Genomic DNA, 17,757 nt, shown 5'->3' on the forward strand with positions numbered 1-17,757 from the left:
TTCGAAAGGACACGACCGATGCCGGTGTACACAACGATCGACAGCCCTCTGGGCGAGCTGCTGCTGGTGGGCGAGGAGTCGGTCACCGCGAAGGGCGGCACGGCGCTGGTCTCGCTGTCCATGCCCGGCCAGAAGTCCGCAACCGTCGTCCGGGACGGCTGGACCAGGGACGAGAAGGCGTTCACCGAGATCGTCTCGCAGCTGCGCGCGTACTTCGACGGGGCGCTGACCGACTTCGACATCGAATACGTGAGCGGCGCGGGCAGCGACTTCCAGCAGCGGGTGTGGAAGGCGGTGGAGACCGTCCCGTACGGCACGACCGTCAGCTACGGAGAGATCGCCGCGCGGATCGGCGCGTCGAGGGCCGCCGTGCGCGCCGTGGGCACGGCGATCGGCGCGAACCCGCTGCTGCTCGTGCGCCCCTGCCATCGCGTGATCGGCGCCAGTGGCTCCCTCACGGGGTACGCCGCCGGTCTGGAGCGCAAGCAGCAGCTCCTTGACCTGGAGCACGCAGGTCCGGCCACCTGAGGATCGCCACCATCATGAACATGCTCGACACCACCCACCTGGCGGGTCCGGTCGCCGACCGCGTCGCGGCCGACGACTGGACCGCACTGACCGACGAGCTGAACGAGCACGGACACGCACTGACCGCTCGGCTGCTGACCCCCGACGAATGCCACGGAATCAGGGCGCTCTACGACGAGACCGACCGCTTCCGCACCACCGTCGACATGGCCCGCCACCGCTTCGGTTCCGGCCAGTACCGCTACTTCACCCATGAACTGCCCGATCCGATAAGGGAGTTGCGCGAGGCGTTCTATCCGCGGCTGCTGCCCGTCGCCCGGGACTGGGCCGACAAGCTCCGGCAGCCCGCACCCTGGCCCGAGGACCTGGAGGAGTGGCTGGCGATGTGCCACGCGGCCGGGCAGGCCAAGTCCGCTCAGATCCTGCTGCGTTACGGGCCCGGCGACTGGAACGCGCTGCACCGCGATGTGTTCGGCGCGATGATGTTCCCGCTCCAGGTCGTCATCGGCCTCGACGCACCCGGAGTCGACTTCACCGGCGGCGAGTTCATCATGACCGAGCAGCGGCCCCGGGCGCAGTCGCGTGGATCGTCCACGACCCTCCCGCAGGGGCACGGGCTGATCTTCACCACCCGCGACCGGCCCGTCGCCTCCCGGCGCGGCTGGTCGACCGGACCGATGCGGCACGGCGTGAGCACCGTCCGTTCCGGGCGGCGTCACACACTGGGCCTGGTCTTCCACGACGCCGCGTGACCTCCGCACCGAAGCGGCGGTGGCGGGTGACCGGGCCGGCACCCGGCGAGAGGCACGCTTTCGGCGAGCCCACTGCGCACGGCGTGATGTTCAGCCGATGGCCGTCCCGCGAAAAAACGCGGTGGTGTCCCACCGAGCCCGCTGGTTAGGGTCGCCGGATGAGCACACGTACCTTCCGCGTCACCGTCCGCGGCGTCTTCGACGGGCTCGGCGCGGAGCAACGCGCCGAGCTCCTGGCCCGCGCGTCCGAGCACGACGTGCTGCGCGCCGCCTTCACCCCCGAGGGGCACCTCAGCTACGACCTCGCGGCCCGGCCCGCCTTCACGTTCCGGTTCCTGGACTCGGGAGAGGCGGAGGAGGACATCCTGGAGGCGACCGAGCGCGCCGAGGCCGCCGCGCGGGCGTGGCTGACCGAGCGCGGCTACGGATACAAGAACCTCAGGTCGAAGGCCGAGGACCTGTCCCAGGCCCCACTCGGCAAACGGCAGCGCCGCGCCGCCGCGCACGGCTCCTAGGGCGCGTTCGGCCGAACTTCGACGCGCCCTGTGACCACGGGGCCGGATTTGCCGAACCGGCAACAGGCTTGGCTCGCGCCACACCGACCGCCGCATGATCGTCGGTAGTACCGGAGGCCGCACGACGAACGGGCCGCTCCGGCCCCTTCACCGCACCGGCCACGCGTCGAGCCCCCTGGGAGGATTCGTGCCGCAGCCGTCCACAACAGACCGCGTCCATCGTCTTGTCCCCTCGCCCGCCGGGCGGATACACCTGGTGGAGCAGGGGACGGGCCCCCTGGTCCTGCTCGTCCACGGTTTTCCGGAGTCCTGGTACTCCTGGCGCCACCAGCTTCCGGCACTCGCCGCGGCCGGCTACCGGGCGGTCGCCGTCGACGTCCGCGGCTACGGCCGCTCCTCCAGGCCCGAGGCGCCCACCGCGTACCGGATCCTCGAGCTGGTGGAGGACAACGTCGCGGTGGTGAAAGCCCTGGGTGAGGAGTCCGCGATCGTCGTCGGGCACGACTGGGGTGCGAACATCGCCGCCGTCTCCGCCCTCGTCCGCCCCGACGTGTTCCGCGCGGTCGGACTGCTCAGCGTGCCCTACGCCCCGCGCGGCGGCCCGCGCCCCAGTGAGATCTTCCCGCAGATGGGCGGGGACGAGGAGTTCTACGTCTCCTACTTCCAGGAGGCCGGCCGGGCCGAGGCCGAGATCGAGCCCGACGTCCGCGGCTGGCTCGCGGGTCTGTACGCGGCGCTGTCCGCCGACACCATGCCCGCACCCGGCGCGCCGGACCCGCACTTCGTGAGCCCCGGCGGCGCGCAGCGCGACCGCTTTCCCACGGGGCGGCTCCCCCACTGGCTCGACGAGCACGACCTCGATCTCTACGCCGGAGAGTTCGAGCGGACCGGAATGACGGGGGCCCTGAACCGCTACCGGAACATGGACCGGGACTGGGAGGACCTGGCCGACCACGACGGTGCGCCCCTCACCCAGCCCTCGCTGTTCATCGGGGGCGGTCGGGACGCGTCCACCACCTGGCTGGCCGACGCGATCGCGGCCTACCCCACCACCCTGCCGGGTCTGCTCTCCTCCCACCTCCTCGACGACTGCGGCCACTGGATCCAGCAGGAACGGCCCGAGGACGTCAACCGCATCCTGATCGACTGGCTCGCCCGGGTCACGAGCGACAAGTGACGCTCCCCACCGGGGCAATCCCTCGATCGGGTGACTCACCTCGGGCGAGTGGATCGAACGCCACATCACGACCGCATCACCCAACGCCCCCTAGGTCCAGCACGACCACTCGAACCTTCGTCTGAGGATTCGCCCTCCTACACCCGTGACGGCTTCTTGATCAGGTGCGTTCTTGAGGCACCCACTCATCGTCGTCACCGTAGGAGGAACCGTGAATCCCATCCCCGCTCCCGCCCTTGCCCAGCCCGCTTTCGAACAGCCCGCCACCGCGCCCCGGACCGCGGTGACGCCCACCGTGCACGGTGTTGACGCCGTGGCCGTCTCCGTCGCGGATACCTCAGGCAGGGCACCGAGGTGGGGGGCATGACCGACTCGAATCCACTGACAGGCTCGAAGACGCTTCCCGACGCCGTGCACGCGTGGGCCGAGAGCGTCCTCGGCCCTCTCACCGTCGTACGCGATGCCTCACACCCCCGGCCCGGGTCCCAGGTGTGGGAAGTGACCCACCAGCGCGATGGCGCCCGTCATTTCGTGAAGATCTCGCCCACACCGAAGTTCTTCGCCCGCGAGACCCGGGCCTATCGGCAGACCGCTCCCGCCTTGGGGCGGGGATCGGTGCCCCGGCTCGTGGAGACGAACCCCCAGTGGCAGGCACTGCTTCTGACCGCCGTGCCCGGGCAGGGAGTGACGTCGCTCCCGCTCACTCCGGCGCGGCAGCGCGCCGTACACCGGCAGGCCGGTGTCTGGCTGAGCCGCTTCCACGGCGGCCCGCGCGATCTCAGCCCCCAGGACCACGCCGAAGCGGTGGCCGAGGTGGCCCGTGCGGTCCACAGCGCCGAACGGCACCTGGACAGTGCCGAAGGACTGATCGGCGAGCGCGAACGGGAGACCGTACGCCGCCACGCCGCCGAGCTGACGCGGCTGGACCCGCTGCCCCACGGCTACGTGCACGGCGACTTCCAGGAACGCAATTGGCTGTTCGACACCGGGCCCGGCACGCTGGCGGTGGTCGATCTGGAGCGGGCCCGGCCGCATGCCGTGGTCTTCGACATCGTCCGCCTCGCCTGCGGCCCGTGGGTGGGCCGGCCCGACCTGCGCGCCGCGTTCTTCGAGGGCTACGGCCGCGAGCTCACCGACAAGGAGCAGCGCTCCCTGCGGTGCCTGGCCGCGCTCGACGCCGTGAGCGCCATCTCCTGGGGTGTCCCCCACCACGATCCCGAGATCGTCGCCCGCGGCCGCGCGACCCTGGCCCGGCTGGAACGGGGGGATGCCGCGTGAGCGAGCCCCCTCCAGGTAACGGCCCCGAGCGGAGAGGTGAGGTGGCGAGTGCGCCGAGCGCGGTGTCGCTAAGCGGGTCGGGTGAAGTCCGCTGCGGTTCGGCAGCGCCCTGAAGGGGCGCGGGAAACCGCGCGACCGGCCACGAGGGCGCCACAGACGATCGACGGCACATCCCGGCACTTCCAGCGGAGCGCTCAGGTGCGGGTCGATGCCCTGACGTTCAGTGCGACGGGCAGGGTGCGCACGGTTCCTGGTGGCGTCCGGCCGGCCAGGATCTCGCAGAGTAGGCGGGCGCATTCGGATCCCATCGAGCGGGGGCGCAGGTCGATCGCGGTGATCGCCGGCTCCGCCGTGCGCATCGCCGAGCAGTCCACGCAGGACGCCAGCAGCAGGTCCCCGCCCACCGTGCGGCCCGCCGCGCGCAGTTCGGGCAGCACGGCCGCGGCGGCGCCGTCGGGAGCGCACACGACGGCGTCGGTCCCGGGTTCCTGTGCGAGCAGGTCCCGCGCGATACCTCGCAGTACCTCGGGGGTGGCACCGACGGGCGCCTTGCGCAGGACGAGGGGTATGCCGTGGTCCGCGCACCAACGGGCGTGGGTCCGTTGGAGGGTGAGGGACCAGTCGGAGGTGGCCTCGGAGGCGATGAGCGCGGGCCGCCGGGCGCCGGAGTCGCGCAGATGGCCGAGCAGTTCGGTCATCGACGCCTCGTGGTCGGAACGGACCACCCCGGTCGGCTGCGGGTCACCGGCGTACCGCTCGGCCGTCACGACCGGCAGCCCGGTGTTCATCAGGTGCCGGACCACCGGGTCCTCGGGGGCCGGGTCGCACAGCACCAGCCCGTCCACCTGGGGCGGCGCCGTACCGTGCTGCGGCAGATGACCCGAGGACAGCAGGGTGACGTTCAGACCCGCGCCCGCGGCACGCTCGGCCACTCCGAACACGAACGCCATGGAGTACTCGGCGCTGGTCAGGAACTCCGGGAAGTAGAGCGCGACGGTGTCCGTGACGGAGGTGCGCAGGCTGCGGGCGCTGCGGTTGGGCGCGTAGCCCAGCCGCCGGGCCGCCTCCAGCACGGCCTCGCGGGTCGGTCCCGACACCCGGCCGTGACCGCGCAGGGCGTCCGAGGCCGTGGTCTTGGAGACCGCGGCCGCACGTGCCACGTCGGCGATCGTGGGCGGGGTGCCGGAGCGGGGCGAGGGCACGGCCGCGGATCCGGGGGTCGGCATCTCCCGTGTCACCAGCCGTGCGTCAGCACGTCGTCCAGCGCGTCGGCGAACACGTCGGCGCTCCGCCGGGTCAGACACAGCGGCGGCTTGATCTTCAGCACGCACTGCCGGTCCGAGGTCGGCTGGACGATCACGCCGAGTTCCCGCAGCCGGTCGCAGATCGCGGCCGTCTCCTCGGTCGCCGGTTCCAGGCTCTCGCGGTCCCGGACGAACTCGACGCCCAGATACAGCCCCGAGCCGTGCACCGCGCCGATCAGCGCGTGCCGCTCGGCCAGTTCGAGGAGCCGGTCCTTCAGGTAGGTGCCGATCTCACGGGCGTTGGTCTGAAGGTCCTCGTCGCGCAGTGCGTCCAGGACGGTGAGCCCGACCACCGAACTGACCGGGCTGCCGCCCGCGGAGGAGAAGAAGTAGCCCTGCGTACGGTAGGCGTCGGCGATCTCGCGTCGGGTGATCACCGCGCCCAGCGGATGCCCGTTGCCCATCGCCTTGGCGACGGTGACGATGTCCGGCACCACACCCTGCTGTTCGAATCCCCAGAAGTGCGAGCCGAGCCGGCCGTAACCGACCTGGACCTCGTCGGCGACGCACAGGCCGCCGACGTCGCGGGTGGCCTCGTACACCTGCCGGAGATATCCGTCGGGGAGGGCCATGCCGCCCGCGTTGCCGTAGTACGGCTCGCACACGAAGGCGGCCAAGGGGTGCCCCTGGGCGGCCAGTTCGCGGATCCTGGCGGCGGCTTCGGGGGCGTACCGCCGCGACTGCGGTCCCCGGTGGCGGCCCCGGTAGGAGTTGGGCGCCGCGACGGTGTGCACCCACGGCGGTCGTGAGGCGAGCGCGTTCGGGTTGTCGGCGATCGAGGTCGACACCGCGTCGCTCGCGTAGGTCCAGCCGTGGTACGCCTCCTCCACCGCGACCACGTCCCGTCGTCCGGTCGCCGCCCAGGCGAGCCGGAGCGCGAGGTCCACGGCCTCGGAACCGCTGTTGACCAGGAACACGGTGTCCAGCTCGGCCGGGAGGAGTCCGGTGAGTCGCTCGGAGAACTCGACCACCGAGGCGTAGTGGAAACGGGAGTTGGTGTTCAGCCGCTGCCACTGCCGATGCACGGCTTCACCGAGCCCGGGGTGGCCGTGGCCGATGATGGTCACGTTGTTCAGCATGTCGAGGTAGCCGCGGCCCCGGGTGTCCACCAGGTGGTGCCGCCAGCCGCGTTCGATCTGGGGCGGCGTCTCGAAGTAGTGCTCCTGGACGGTGGCGAAGGAGTGCTCACGCCGCTCCAGCAACTCCGCTTCCGTGATGGCCTGTTGGGCGTCACGGGCGGAGAACGGCGCGTCGTCGGGAGCGGAGGACGGCGCGTCAGGGGCGTCAGGGGCGAGGAGGCGGGTCGGGTCGGGGCACACCTCCAGCCATCCGGCGGCCAGTTCCGGCGGCGCGAACCGTGGCGGTCGGCCCCCGGTGGCGCACGGCCGGAAGAGTTGGACGCGCAGCACCCGTACGCCCTCGCGGGCGGCCACCGTCCCGAGCTGCTGCCCGGAGTCCACGGGGCCCGGCTGGACCTCCGCGTCGACTCCGTCCAGCAGCAGGTCCAGGCCTCCGGTGTGCAGCGTCACGCCGGTGTCGCCGTGCCGGGTGACTGTGCCCGCCCAGGGTGCCCGTATCTCCGCCGGACCGCCGAGGTGGAGCTCCACGCCGAGTGCGCAGGTCGCGGCGGGGACGGAGTCGTCGACGGTGGTGCGGGTCAGCCGGAATTCACCGTGCCGGGTCCGTGCCGCCGTGTGTCCGGCCGTCAGGGCGGCCCGGGCCAGGGAGGTTTCGGCGTCGGGCGCCAGCCAGCGTCCCGTGTGCAGCTCCTCGCTCGACACGGACAGGTCGAGGCTCGCCACGTCGTCCGGCAGGCCAGGCAGCAGCGTATGTTCGGCCACCGGCAGGAGCTGCGCCGACGGGCGGCCGAGGGCATACCGCAGCTGGGCCGTCATCACCTCGGCCGGGACGGACACCGCGGCCTCGAACATCGCCCACTCGCGGTCCAGCGCCACCGAGGCGTAACCGTTGCCGGGGTCCAGCAGGGTGTCGTACTGGCCGCTCACCACCATGACGGAGGTCCGCAGCACGACCAGCGGCCACAGCGCGTCCACTTCCTCGTTCGCGAGAGGTCGCACCGCGTGGAAGGCGTGCACGGCGGGCAGCACCGACGCCGGCCCGGCCCCGTGATGGTGGAGCACGGAGGCGCAGGTGACCGCCAGTTCGGCCACCGTCCAGCCGAGACCGAGGTCACCGAAGTCGATCACGCCGACCGGCATCCGGCGACCGTCCGCAGCCGGTTCGCAGACCACGTTGTTGTCGGTGACGTCACCGTGGATCACCTGCACCGGCAGGCGGTCCACGAACGGCTCCAGCAGGGTGTGCGCGGCCCGGGACGCGCGCAGTACGCACGCGGCCCGTTCCTGGTCGGGCAGGTGGGGAGCGAGCGTCTCGACGACGGTGAGCGCGTTGCGCAGATCCCACAGCAGGGGCCGCTCCTGCTCCACGCCCGCGAAGTCGGCGAGCCCGGCCACGACCCGTCCGGCGAGTTCGCCGAGCCTGGCCACGACCGGTGGTGCGAGAAAGCGGCTGTCCATGATCGGCTCACCGGGCACGTAGTCCAGCAGACGGCATACGAGATCCGCACCGCCCGCGCTGAGCCGCTGCACCACCTCGCCGTCGACGCCGGCGTGGGCTCGCGGCAGCCTCAGCCCGGACATCGCGTCGGACAGGCGTTCCACGGCCGCACACTGGGCGCGCAGTGCGGACGGGTCCGAGGCGGGGTTCGCGATCTTGAGGACGTAGTCCCCCGTCCCCGTACGCACGCGGTAGTTGCGGTCCTGCTGGCTGCCCAGGTCGTGGACAGTTCCTGTCACCCCGAACCGCTCCGCGAGCAGCGCCGACACCGCGGCTTCGTCGACAGGACCGATCGGCCGCACCAGCCAGTCGGCGGACGGGATGCCCATGGGGTCGCTCGCTTCCGTTCGGCACGCCGCACGTGCGCGGGGCCCTGCGCAAGGCGTGCCGGAACGTTCCGGCAACCGTAGATTCGCCCGCTGAGGTGTGTCAACGGCCCCGTGGGCGATCCCACAACCGCCCCGCAGACCCCCGCAGGCGCCCCCCATAGCTGCTCCGCAGCCGCCCGGCAGCCGCCCCGTGCAGAACGGCCGGGAAGCGTAGCCCGGCCTCCCGGCGGGATGCCTTAGCGTGCGCCACTGAACCGGTTCAGCTTCCTCACCGGCATCACTGAAAACCCCGCAGCACGGGGAACAGGGAGGGCGCACATCCATGAATCGAAGATCGTCGATCGTCAGCCTGGTGGTCGCGGGGTTACTCGCGGCCGCCTTCGTGGTCGCCTCGTCCGCCGTGCGGGCGGCGGACGCCGGCCTCGGGTCGTCTCGCCCCGCTGAAACGCATCAGCCGTCGAACGGGCATTGGGTGAACACCTGGGTCTCCATGCCTCAGCTCACCGAACCCGCCAACATGCCGCCCGCACCGTTCACGCGGGACGGCCGGGTGCTCGCCGACGCGACCCTGCGGCAGACCATCCATGTGTCGGTCGGCGGACGGCATCTGCGGCTGCGCTTCTCCAACGCGTTCGGCGGCGCGGAGCTGCCGATCACCTCGGTCTCCGTGGCGCTGCCCCTCGACGGGCAGGCGGGCGTCAGCGCGATCCGGCCCGGCACCTCTCGGCCGGTGACCTTCGGCGGCCGCTCCTCGGTGGTGGTTCCGGTGGGAGCCCCCATGGTCTCCGACCCCCTGGACTTCGACCTCGCCCCGGGGGCCAACCTCACCGTGACGGCCTACCTGGCCGAGGGTCAGGCGTCCACCAGCATCACCTCCCACCCCGGATCCCGGACCACCTCCTACCTCCTGGCCGGCAACCACGCCGGGGACGAGGACCTGCCCGGAGCCACCCCCACCGACCACTGGTACTTCCTCAGCGGCGTCGAGACCTGGTCGCCTCGCACCGGGGCGGCGGCCGTGATGCTGGGCGACTCGCTGACCGACGGCCGCGGTTCCACGACCAACCTCAACAACCGCTGGCCGGACGAGTTGCTCAGGCGGTTGCAGGCCGAGGAGGGTTCGGCCGGGGTCGCGATCCTCAACCAGGCGGCCGGCGGCAACCGCGTGCTCCACGACGGTCTCGGGCCCAATGCTCTCGCCCGACTCGACCGTGACGTCCTCGCGCAGAGTGGTGTCGCGTGGCTGCTGGTCTTCGAGGGCGTCAACGACATCGGCACCGCCGAGCCCACCGAAGCCGCCCAGAAACAGGTCACGGCGGATCTGATCGCGGCCTACGAACAGATCGTCGTGAGGGCGCACGCACAGGGCATCCGGGTGTACGGAGCGACCTTGACGCCCTTCGGGGGCAACACCGGGTACGACGACGCGGCCGGGTACCGGGAGGCCTCCCGGCAGGCGGTCAACCGGTGGATCCGCACGAGCGGCCGCTTCGACGCCGTCGTCGACTTCGACCGGGCGGCCCGAGACCCCCGGCAACCGGCCCGTCTGCGGACCGCGATCGACGTCGGCGACCACCTCCACCTCAATCCGGCCGGTTACCAGCTCCTCGCCGACGCCGTCCCCGCGCGACTCTTCCGACTCGCTCCCCTTCCTGGGGACTTCGGCCTCGATTAGCACCCGGTTGGCATACGGACGAGCCTTCTCGGGCCCGATGTCAGGGGCCGGCCAGCAGCGCCTCCCATGCCAGCGCCGTATCGGGATGAAGACCGAGCAGCGCCGCCCCGGACGGGCCGGGGGCCGCCGTCCGCCACGTACCCTCACAGCCCAGTAGGCTCGCCACCGCTTCGCAGGTCGCGGGGTGGGCGGCGAGCAGCGCGGCGCCGGGGCCGTCGTCCGCGCCGCGCGCCGAGGGCGCGGCCTCCGGCACCGACTGCGCCCGCCACGGCGGCACCCACGCGTCCAGCGCCGCCAGCCGGCCGGGGAAGATCCGTCCGGCCTCCCGGATCAGCAGCGGGGCCAGCTCTGTGCCGCTCGCACGCAAAGTAGTGATCAGTGTGGGCAGCCAGGGCAGGAGCACCGGGTCCGGCAGCCGCCCGAACGCGTTCGACACTGCTTCCACGACGAAGTCGGTGAGGGCAGGGACCGGCTCCAGGGCGTGTACGAAGCCACTGAGGTAGCGCGGATAGGCGGGCACCACCAGAGGGTTGCCGAGCAACTCGTCGCACCTCGCCCGAAGGTCGGCCCGGGAGAGGTTCCCGAGCTGTGTCTGCGCCGCCCACAGCAGCGCCGTCTTCGAGGGGTCCGCCGGATGCGACTGGCCGACGGCCAGTTCCAGTTGGGTACGGTCACAGCCCAGCGACAGCGCCAGGCTCTCCATGCTGAACAGGAAGCCCAGCATCGCCGCCACGTGACCGACGGTGGCGTCCTCGTCGGTGAACGCCGTGGGCAGCAGCGTGCAGTAGTGCGCGTACCCGGTCTTGACGAAGGACTCGATCCATGGCGGCAGCGTCGGCTCGCTGGTGCGGTAGTACGCCAGCAGCCGGCGCACCCGGCGCAGCACCTCCGGCGCGCCGTCGACGCTGCGTTCGGTCGCCAGCACCTCCAGCGCGCGGGTGCCCAGTTCGTCCGCGAGGCGGCGGCTGCGCAGATACAGCGTCGCGTCCTCGACGGTTCCCAGAACGGTCGCCGTGGTGGCCTGCGGGCCGTACGCCGTCCGGCGCAGACGCTGTTCAAGGACCTGTTCGATGCTGACGCCCTCGTAGCCGAGCTCGATGAGCGCACGCTGGTGGGTGCCCAGCGCCAGGTCCCACGACTCCTGGATCGACCGCTCCCCCAGCGTCCGCTCGCCCATGATCGGCCGCGCGGCACCCTGGGGCAGCAGATGGCGGAGCATCCACAGCACGTCGGAGCAACGCTCCAGTTCCGGCTGGGCGGCTGTGTTCAGCAACGCCCTCTGCACGCCGCGCTGTTGGAGCTTGAGGTTCAGCGGCGCGAGCCGGTCGTGCACGTCGCGCGCCAGCGGTGGCAGCGCGTCGTAGCCGACCTGGCCGACCCGGTCGCCGCCCATCATGATCTCCACGAGCCGGCGCACATCGCGCCGGCCCGGCACGGCATCCTTCTCGATGCAGGTGACGGCGGCGTCCTGGAAGTCGTACGGCGTCGGCCTGGCCCGGTCGCGCATCCCGGCCAGCAGGATCGACGTCTCGAACACGGCGATGGCGTCGGCGGTGGAGGCGAGGTAGCCGTTGCGGCGCGCTGCGCGCACGATCTCCACGGACCAGCCGAGCAGTTCGTCCTCGTCCAGCCGGTCGAGGACGGGTGGTCGCCGCAGGAAGCCGGTCAGCTTGTCCGCGGGTGGGAGCGCCGGTACCGGAGCCGCCGCGGCCACGGTCTTCTTCGCCCTCGACTTCTTCGCGCCCGCCTGTCCCGCCAGGCGGTAGGGCCGCACACGGGTACGGCTGACGTTCTTCGCCCAGACGGTCGCGGCGATCGACACCGAACCGGCGGCGAGTCCGAACTGCGCCTCGATCGCCGCGTGGCTGGACGGGATCAGGCCGTGCTGCCACTTGGTCGCGCTGCGCGGGGTGATCTCGAAGGTGTCGGTGCCGTGGACGCCGAACTCCTCGACCCGGCTGGCCGCGTGGAAGGCTCCGCAGACATAGAGGCAGTCGTCGGGATCGGTGCCGGTCGTGGCCAGGTGCTCGCGCATCCTGGTCCACATGTAGCGCTCGCGGTCCTCGTCCACCCGCACCCGGTGCGGGTCGCCGGGCGCGAGGCGCCGGAAGAGGCTGCCGATCAGCAGCATCACCTGGCGGTAGGTGTCGTGGTCGCTGTCGCCGAGCGGCAGTTCGACGTACTGGTGCCACCACTCCGACCAGTGCCGCACCCTGCCGTGCCGCAGCAGGTGTTCCTCCAGTTCGGCGAAGCGCGGGCGCAGGTCGCCGATCTCCACGCCGACCGCGTCGCCGTGCAGTGCGGCCTCCTCCTCGACGGGCGGGGCGTCGGGGTCGGCGGGCTCGCCGGCCTGCGTCCCGCGTGCGTCCCACTGGAAGACGTGGTCCGAGGAACGGTCGACGAGGACGAGTTCGACACCGGGCGTGTCCAGTGCGTAGGCGATCGCCTGGTACTCGGCCGAGGCCTCGGTGATCGGCGCGACCACCGACAGCGGAGCCCACTCCGCCGGGAAGCCGTCGATCTCGGACGCGAAGGCCTGAACCGCCACCGGGAGCCTGCAGTTGCGCAGTTCGGTCAGCAGCGGCGCCATGTCCTCACACAGCTCCAGGTACACGACCTTCGGCTGCTTCTCCCGCAGGCGGCGTGCCATGGCCAGCGCGGAGGCGGGCGAGTGGTGGCAGACGGGGAAGATCTCCAGGGGCTCGCGTACCGCGCGGTCGACGTCCTCGACGATGCCGAGGAGGATGCCCTCCAGGGCGTCGGGCCCGTCGGCCAGCGTCGCGGCGGCCCCCTGCAACTGCGCGCGCAGCGCTTCGAAGGTGCCTTCGTGCGTGGACTCGTGCGTGGTTCTGTGCGTGGTCCTGTCCGTGCTCTTGTGTGCGCCGCTCATGGTCCCGTCCCGCGTGCTCTCGTGCGTGCCGCTCATGACAGGGTGGCGATCGCGTCGCGGCCGCCCTCCAGGAACTCCGGCCAGGATCCGCCCTCTTCCTTGCTGCGCGGCTCGACCACGCCGTGCAGGTACTTGTTGAGGATGGCCAGGTCCTCGGGCTCGCGCCGGGCCAGTGACCCGACGAGCGAGGAGGCCAGGGTGTGGGCGGTCAGGGCGCGTTCGCCGAAGAAGTTGCTGTGCAGGATCGCGTCCTCGAGCACGCCGATCTGCTCGGCGGTGGACAGCGCGGACTCCAGCTTCTCGTCGTCGCTGCCGGCCGCGGCCGCGGAGGCGCGCAGGTCGGCGAAGCTCTGCAGCAGCACGTCGAGCAGGGTCGGCGGCACGTCCAGCTCGATCTGGTGACGGCCCAGCAGTTCCTCGGTGCGGAAGCGGACGATCTCCGCCTCGCTCTTCTTGTTCGTCACCACGGGGATGCGTACGAAGTTGAAGCGGCGCTTGAGCGCCGAGGACAGGTCGTTGACCCCCCGGTCACGGCTGTTGGCGGTGGCGATGATCGAGAAGCCGGGCTGGGCGAAGACGATGTTGTCGCTGTCCAGCTCCGGGACCGAGATGTACTTCTCGGACAGGATCGAGATCAGCGCGTCCTGGACGTCACTGGTGGAGCGGGTGAGTTCCTCGAAACGGCCGATCGCGCCGGTCTCCATCGCGGTCATGATCGGCGACGGGATCATCGAGTCCCGCGACTGCCCCTTGGCGATGACCATGGACACGTTCCAGGAGTACTTGATGTGGTCCTCGGTGGTGCCGGCCGTACCCTGCACCACCAGCGTGGAGTTGCGGGAGATCGCGGCGGACAGCAGCTCGGCCAGCCAGCTCTTGCCGGTGCCGGGGTCGCCGATGAGCAGCAGACCACGGTCGGAGGCGAGCGTGACGATAGAGCGCTCGACGAAGCTGCGGTCACCGAACCACTTCTGCGAGATCTCCCGGTCCAGGCCGTCGGAACGCTCGGAACCCAGGATGAACAGACGGACCATCTTCGGCGACAGCCGCCAGGAGAAGGGCTTGGGGTTGTCGTCGATCGACTCCAGCCAGTCCAGTTCCTCGGCGAACTTGATCTCGGCGGGGGCGCGCAACAGGTCGGACATCACAGGGCCTTTCTGAACGGAGAAATGATGAGCGAGGAGTGTCTGAGCGGGCGGGATGCCTAGGCGAGGAACGTCTTCAGCTCGTGGACGAGCTTGCGGATGTGGCCGGAGAGCACCGGCGTACCGAGGTCCTTGAAGCGCTCCCGGAACCACGGGTTGACACTGCCGCGGCCGGAGCTGGTCACCGAGCCGACCGGAATGAACTTGGCTCCCGAGCGGTGGATGGCGGCCATGCTGTCGAACAGCGGCTCGGACCGCCATTCGAAGAAGTCGGAGATCCACACCACGACGGTGTTGCGGGGCTCGGCGATCTTCGGCTGGGCCAGGGCCATGGCGACCGTGCCGTCGGTGCCGCCCCCGAGGTTGGTGCGCAGCAGGGTCTCGAAGGGGTCGTGCACCCATGCGGTGAGATCGAGCGCCTGGGTGTCGTACGCGATCAGGTGGACGTCCACCTTGGGCAGCCCGGCGAATATGGAGGCCAGGATGGTGCAGTTCACCATCGAGTCGACCATCGAGCCCGACTGGTCCACGACGACGATCAGCCGTTGCGGCGTCGTCTTGCGTGCGGTGTGCCGGTAGTAGAGGCGGTCGACGTACAGCCGCTCCTCCTCCGGGCTCCAGTTGGTGAGGTTCTTCCAGATCGTGCGGTCGAGGTCGAGGTTGCGGAACACCCGCTTGGGCGGGACCGAGCGGTCGAGCGCGCCCACCGTGGTCTTCTCCACCTGGGTGCGCAGCACTTGGGCGACCTCGTCGACGAATCGGCGGATCAGGGCCTTGGCGTTGGCCAGGGCCACGCCAGACAGGTTGTTCTTGTCCCGCAGCAACTGCTCGATCAGCGACATGCTCGGGGTCAGCTGCGCGGCGAGCCGGGGATCGGCCAGCACCTCGCGCAGGCGCATGCGCTTGACGAGATCGGCCTCGATCGCGCCGAGTTCCGGGCCGATCGCCGGAATCAGCCGGCTGAGGTCGGGGGTCGTGCCCGGGCCGCCGGTACCGGTCGGGCTGACCCCGGGTCCCGCGGTGCCTGCCCCGGACCCCGCGCCGGCGCGGCCACCGCGCAGTTCGCCCGGCTTGCAGCCGACTGCGCGCTCCAGCCAGCCCGCGTCGGACTGCCAGCGTGCCAGCTGTCCGGCGGTGACCGTGCCGGTGCCGGCGGCGAAGACGTTGAGCAGCACCTTCGACACCAGTGCCGCGCGCCGCACTTCGGCGGCCCGGTCCCGGGCCTCGTCGTCGGCCTCGGGCACCATCAGACCGTCGAACTCCTCGGCCAGGTCCGGGTGGCGCTGCACGATCGAGTCGACGGAGGCGCCCGGGTCCAGCAGCGCGGACGGCAGGCCGATGTCCTCGACGACGGCGAGGCTCGCCGACTCCAGCGTCGCCTGCTCCTCGTGGTCGAAGAGCCGGGCGAGGAGCCGCCAGTACAGAACCTGACGGCGGTTGTCGTGAGAGTGGTGAGGGTCGTGAAGGTCCGCTTCGGGGTGGGGTTGGGGTGAGGTCGTCGCGTCGGTCATTTCCGCAGCAGCCTTCCGGCGCGCTCCCGCAGCACGGCCACGGCATCGGTCGCGGCCTTCTCGGCCTTGACGCCGACCTTGTCGGTCGTGCCCCCGGCCCATGCCCCGGCGTGGAGCGCGACGGGCTTCTTCCGCACGGTCGTCTCGACGGCCAGGGGCTGGACGCGATACGTTCCGGCGTCCCAGCGGAGCAGCCCTATGCAGGCGTTCGATGTCGCGACGGACTCGGGGGTGAGCGGGCCGGCGGTCGGAACGCGGTCGGTGTCGACGGCGAGAGGGTGTCCGGCGACCGTGAACGTCACTGTCTCGTCCTCCTGCTGGGCGGCGTAGCCCTCCAGGAACACGGGGACGACGATGCGCGTCGGGTGCCGGTCCAGCGGTGCGGTCGCCGGGTCGGTGGCGGTGGGCAGGGCGACGCGGGCGGTGGTGAAGGCGTCGGCGGGCTCGCTCGGGCGGGCGTGCTCGTCGCTCCAGATCAGGTCGCCCTCGGCGGTGACCGGCATGTCGGTGAGCTCCATCGAGCGGCCTTCGCCGACGGCTGCCAGAAGCGACATGTGCGGCCGCAGCAGCTGCCAGAGGCCGGCTCCGACGACCGTGTCGGGCTTCGGCACCGACACGGTGGCGCGCACCAGGCCGGGCGCGGAGCCGTCGGCCGGTTCGAACACCGCGTGGACCTGGGCCTGTGCCGCGGTCGCGTGTTCCTGGAGGTCGACTCCCAGGGGCAGCAGACGACCGGTGGCGGTACCCGGCGCGGGCACGTCGGCGGCACCGGGCAGCGTCAGCAGTATCCCGCGTGACCAGAGGTCGCCCCAGCGGCGTGCCGGGATCCGCTCCAGGGCGGAGCCCGGGCAGGACGCGGCGAGTTCGGCGGCGAAGCCGTCGAGGAGCGTCGCCGGTCGGCGCAGGGACGGGTCCGGAAGCATCGCGGAGACGACCTGCGCCGCCCCGGAGACCACTTCGTGGTCGATGCCCTGCCATCCGGCGCGTGCGAGATCGCAGAGCCAGGCGCGGGCGGCGGCGAGCAGGTTCGCCGCCTGCCGCCCACCGGTTGCCGGGACGGTCTCCTCGCCGCGGGGGCGACCGGTCGCCTCGGTGACGCGGGTCATCAGTGCGTCGTGGACGGAGCCGAGCAGTGCGGTGCGGGCGGCGGCGAGGGCGACGAAGTGGTCTTCGCCCGCTGCTCCGGCCGCCGCCTTCGCCGCCGCCTCGGAGACCCGGGCGGCCAGCGGTGTCCCCGCGACGGCGTGCGCGAGCTCGGTCAGACCGGCGGCCTGGGCGGGTTGCGGACGGAGCAGGCCCGCGACAAGAGTCTGGTCGAAGGCGTCGACGGCCGCCAGCGCTTCGTCGAGCCCGGCGATGGGGTCGGAGAGCAGATCCGCGCGCATCACGCCACCGCCCTGGTCGGCGGGAACCACTGCATCTCCGGCAACGGCGCGGTGGTCGGGACGAGTTCGAGATAGGCCAGGTGGCGCAGGAACCGGCTGAAGACGGGCGCGGCGGCCTTGGTGTCTCCCTGCGCCGGTCGTGTGTGGTCCATGACGTGGGCGATGGCCGGTCCGCTCGGCTCACCGTCCGCGAGCTCGACCCTCAGATAGCGGGCGACGCGCTCGGCGCCGTACTGAAGCACCGCCTCGTTGATCAGGGCCCGAATGTGATTGCAGAACATACCCCGCGCGCCGCCGCAGGGGCGGTTGTTGTTGGTGCTGCAGGCGAACGCGTAGGTGCCGGCCGCGACCGACGAGACGTAGACCCGCTCGATGTCCGAGCCGCTGGACACCACACCCTGGAGGCGTCCGTCGGCCAGCTCGACGAAGGGCACCTTGGCGAGCTTCCGCGGCCGCGCGGGCACTGTCACCCGTGCCGTGCTCGACCTCTCCCAATCCGACAACGCACCATCTCCTATGCATCAGAGGGGACTTCCGCGCCACTTCGGCGGGACACGACTGAACATAGTGGCGACCACTGACAACGCCGTTTCGCGGACGACCTCCGAGGCGGGCAGGGTCGGTGCGCGACGCCGTCAGCGCTTGTTCCTGATGCGGCCATGCCATGACGGTAGGGGCGGGTTCTGGGGTT

General features: G+C 71.4%; 13 protein-coding genes. 6 read left to right on the plus strand and 7 right to left on the minus strand.

The features are described from left to right. Positions 1–18: 18 nt before the first annotated feature. The 5 genes from ACZ7M2_RS21615 to ACZ7M2_RS21635 all read left to right on the plus strand — a co-directional run bounded on the left by ACZ7M2_RS21615 (position 19) and on the right by ACZ7M2_RS21635 (position 4,250). Entirely contained in the window at positions 19–528 is a 510-nt protein-coding gene (locus ACZ7M2_RS21615) for a methylated-DNA--[protein]-cysteine S-methyltransferase (protein WP_471596618.1), read from the plus strand. Positions 529–548: 20 nt separating this feature from the next. Continuing rightward, positions 549–1,280, plus strand: coding sequence for a 2OG-Fe(II) oxygenase (locus ACZ7M2_RS21620; RefSeq protein ID WP_471597006.1), 732 nt, complete (start codon positions 549–551; stop codon positions 1,278–1,280). Positions 1,281–1,438: 158 nt separating this feature from the next. Next, entirely contained in the window at positions 1,439–1,795 is a 357-nt protein-coding gene (locus tag ACZ7M2_RS21625) for a DUF6204 family protein (protein ID WP_471596619.1), read from the plus strand. 187 nt (positions 1,796–1,982) lie between these two features. Further along, the gene (locus ACZ7M2_RS21630; RefSeq protein WP_471596620.1) at positions 1,983–2,972 is read left to right on the plus strand and encodes an alpha/beta fold hydrolase; all 990 of its coding nucleotides are present in this window, start codon (positions 1,983–1,985) and stop codon (positions 2,970–2,972) included. 363 nt (positions 2,973–3,335) lie between these two features. After that, complete coding sequence (locus ACZ7M2_RS21635; RefSeq protein ID WP_471596621.1) at positions 3,336–4,250, plus strand: aminoglycoside phosphotransferase family protein; 915 nt, start codon at positions 3,336–3,338, stop codon at positions 4,248–4,250. A gap of 194 nt (positions 4,251–4,444) precedes the next feature. On the opposite strand, the gene ACZ7M2_RS21640 is transcribed toward ACZ7M2_RS21635, so the two are convergent. After that, positions 4,445–5,476, minus strand: coding sequence for a LacI family DNA-binding transcriptional regulator (locus ACZ7M2_RS21640; RefSeq protein WP_471596622.1), 1,032 nt, complete (start codon positions 5,474–5,476; stop codon positions 4,445–4,447). 8 nt (positions 5,477–5,484) lie between these two features. Beyond that, complete coding sequence (locus ACZ7M2_RS21645) at positions 5,485–8,460, minus strand: aminotransferase (RefSeq protein ID WP_471596623.1); 2,976 nt, start codon at positions 8,458–8,460, stop codon at positions 5,485–5,487. Between the two features lie 322 nt (positions 8,461–8,782). Between ACZ7M2_RS21645 and ACZ7M2_RS21650 the strand changes: the two genes are divergently transcribed. Beyond that, entirely contained in the window at positions 8,783–10,135 is a 1,353-nt protein-coding gene (locus ACZ7M2_RS21650; protein ID WP_471596624.1) for an SGNH/GDSL hydrolase family protein, read from the plus strand. A 40-nt stretch (positions 10,136–10,175) separates the two neighbouring features. Here ACZ7M2_RS21650 and ACZ7M2_RS21655 read toward each other — a convergent pair whose 3' ends face one another. The 5 genes from ACZ7M2_RS21655 to ACZ7M2_RS21675 are packed head-to-tail and all read right to left on the minus strand — an operon-like array spanning position 10,176 to position 17,569. Beyond that, a complete protein-coding gene (locus ACZ7M2_RS21655; RefSeq protein ID WP_471596625.1) occupies positions 10,176–13,025 on the minus strand; it encodes a DUF5682 family protein in 2,850 nt (949 codons plus the stop codon). A 32-nt stretch (positions 13,026–13,057) separates the two neighbouring features. Continuing rightward, entirely contained in the window at positions 13,058–14,170 is a 1,113-nt protein-coding gene (locus tag ACZ7M2_RS21660; RefSeq protein ID WP_352050774.1) for an ATP-binding protein, read from the minus strand. 59 nt (positions 14,171–14,229) lie between these two features. Next, positions 14,230–15,681, minus strand: a complete 1,452-nt coding sequence (locus tag ACZ7M2_RS21665; protein ID WP_471596626.1) for a vWA domain-containing protein — start codon at positions 15,679–15,681, stop codon at positions 14,230–14,232. Next, positions 15,678–17,096: a hypothetical protein gene (locus ACZ7M2_RS21670; protein ID WP_471596627.1), complete on the minus strand. Its 1,419-nt coding sequence runs from the start codon at positions 17,094–17,096 to the stop codon at positions 15,678–15,680. The genes ACZ7M2_RS21665 and ACZ7M2_RS21670 overlap by 4 nt, the downstream gene beginning before the upstream one ends. Next, entirely contained in the window at positions 17,066–17,569 is a 504-nt protein-coding gene (locus tag ACZ7M2_RS21675; RefSeq protein WP_471596628.1) for a hypothetical protein, read from the minus strand. The genes ACZ7M2_RS21670 and ACZ7M2_RS21675 overlap by 31 nt, the downstream gene beginning before the upstream one ends. Between the last annotated feature and the right edge of the window lie 188 nt (positions 17,570–17,757).

The sequence above is a fragment of the Streptomyces sp. NPDC111507 genome (genome assembly GCF_055638955.1).

Excerpts from the sequence above, each read along its gene's own strand:
- ACZ7M2_RS21635 (WP_471596621.1), top strand. The coding sequence starts at position 3,336 with ATGACCGACTCGAATCCACTGACAGGCTCGAAGACGCTTCCCGACGCC.
- ACZ7M2_RS21655 (WP_471596625.1), bottom strand. The coding sequence starts at position 13,025 with ATGAGCGGCGCACACAAGAGCACGGACAGGACCACGCACAGAACCACG.
- ACZ7M2_RS21640 (WP_471596622.1), bottom strand. The coding sequence starts at position 5,476 with ATGCCGACCCCCGGATCCGCGGCCGTGCCCTCGCCCCGCTCCGGCACC.
- ACZ7M2_RS21625 (WP_471596619.1), top strand. The coding sequence starts at position 1,439 with ATGAGCACACGTACCTTCCGCGTCACCGTCCGCGGCGTCTTCGACGGG.
- ACZ7M2_RS21665 (WP_471596626.1), bottom strand. The coding sequence starts at position 15,681 with ATGACCGACGCGACGACCTCACCCCAACCCCACCCCGAAGCGGACCTT.
- ACZ7M2_RS21615 (WP_471596618.1), top strand. The coding sequence starts at position 19 with ATGCCGGTGTACACAACGATCGACAGCCCTCTGGGCGAGCTGCTGCTG.
- ACZ7M2_RS21620 (WP_471597006.1), top strand. The coding sequence starts at position 549 with ATGCTCGACACCACCCACCTGGCGGGTCCGGTCGCCGACCGCGTCGCG.
- ACZ7M2_RS21660 (WP_352050774.1), bottom strand. The coding sequence starts at position 14,170 with ATGTCCGACCTGTTGCGCGCCCCCGCCGAGATCAAGTTCGCCGAGGAA.
- ACZ7M2_RS21645 (WP_471596623.1), bottom strand. The coding sequence starts at position 8,460 with ATGGGCATCCCGTCCGCCGACTGGCTGGTGCGGCCGATCGGTCCTGTC.
- ACZ7M2_RS21650 (WP_471596624.1), top strand. The coding sequence starts at position 8,783 with ATGAATCGAAGATCGTCGATCGTCAGCCTGGTGGTCGCGGGGTTACTC.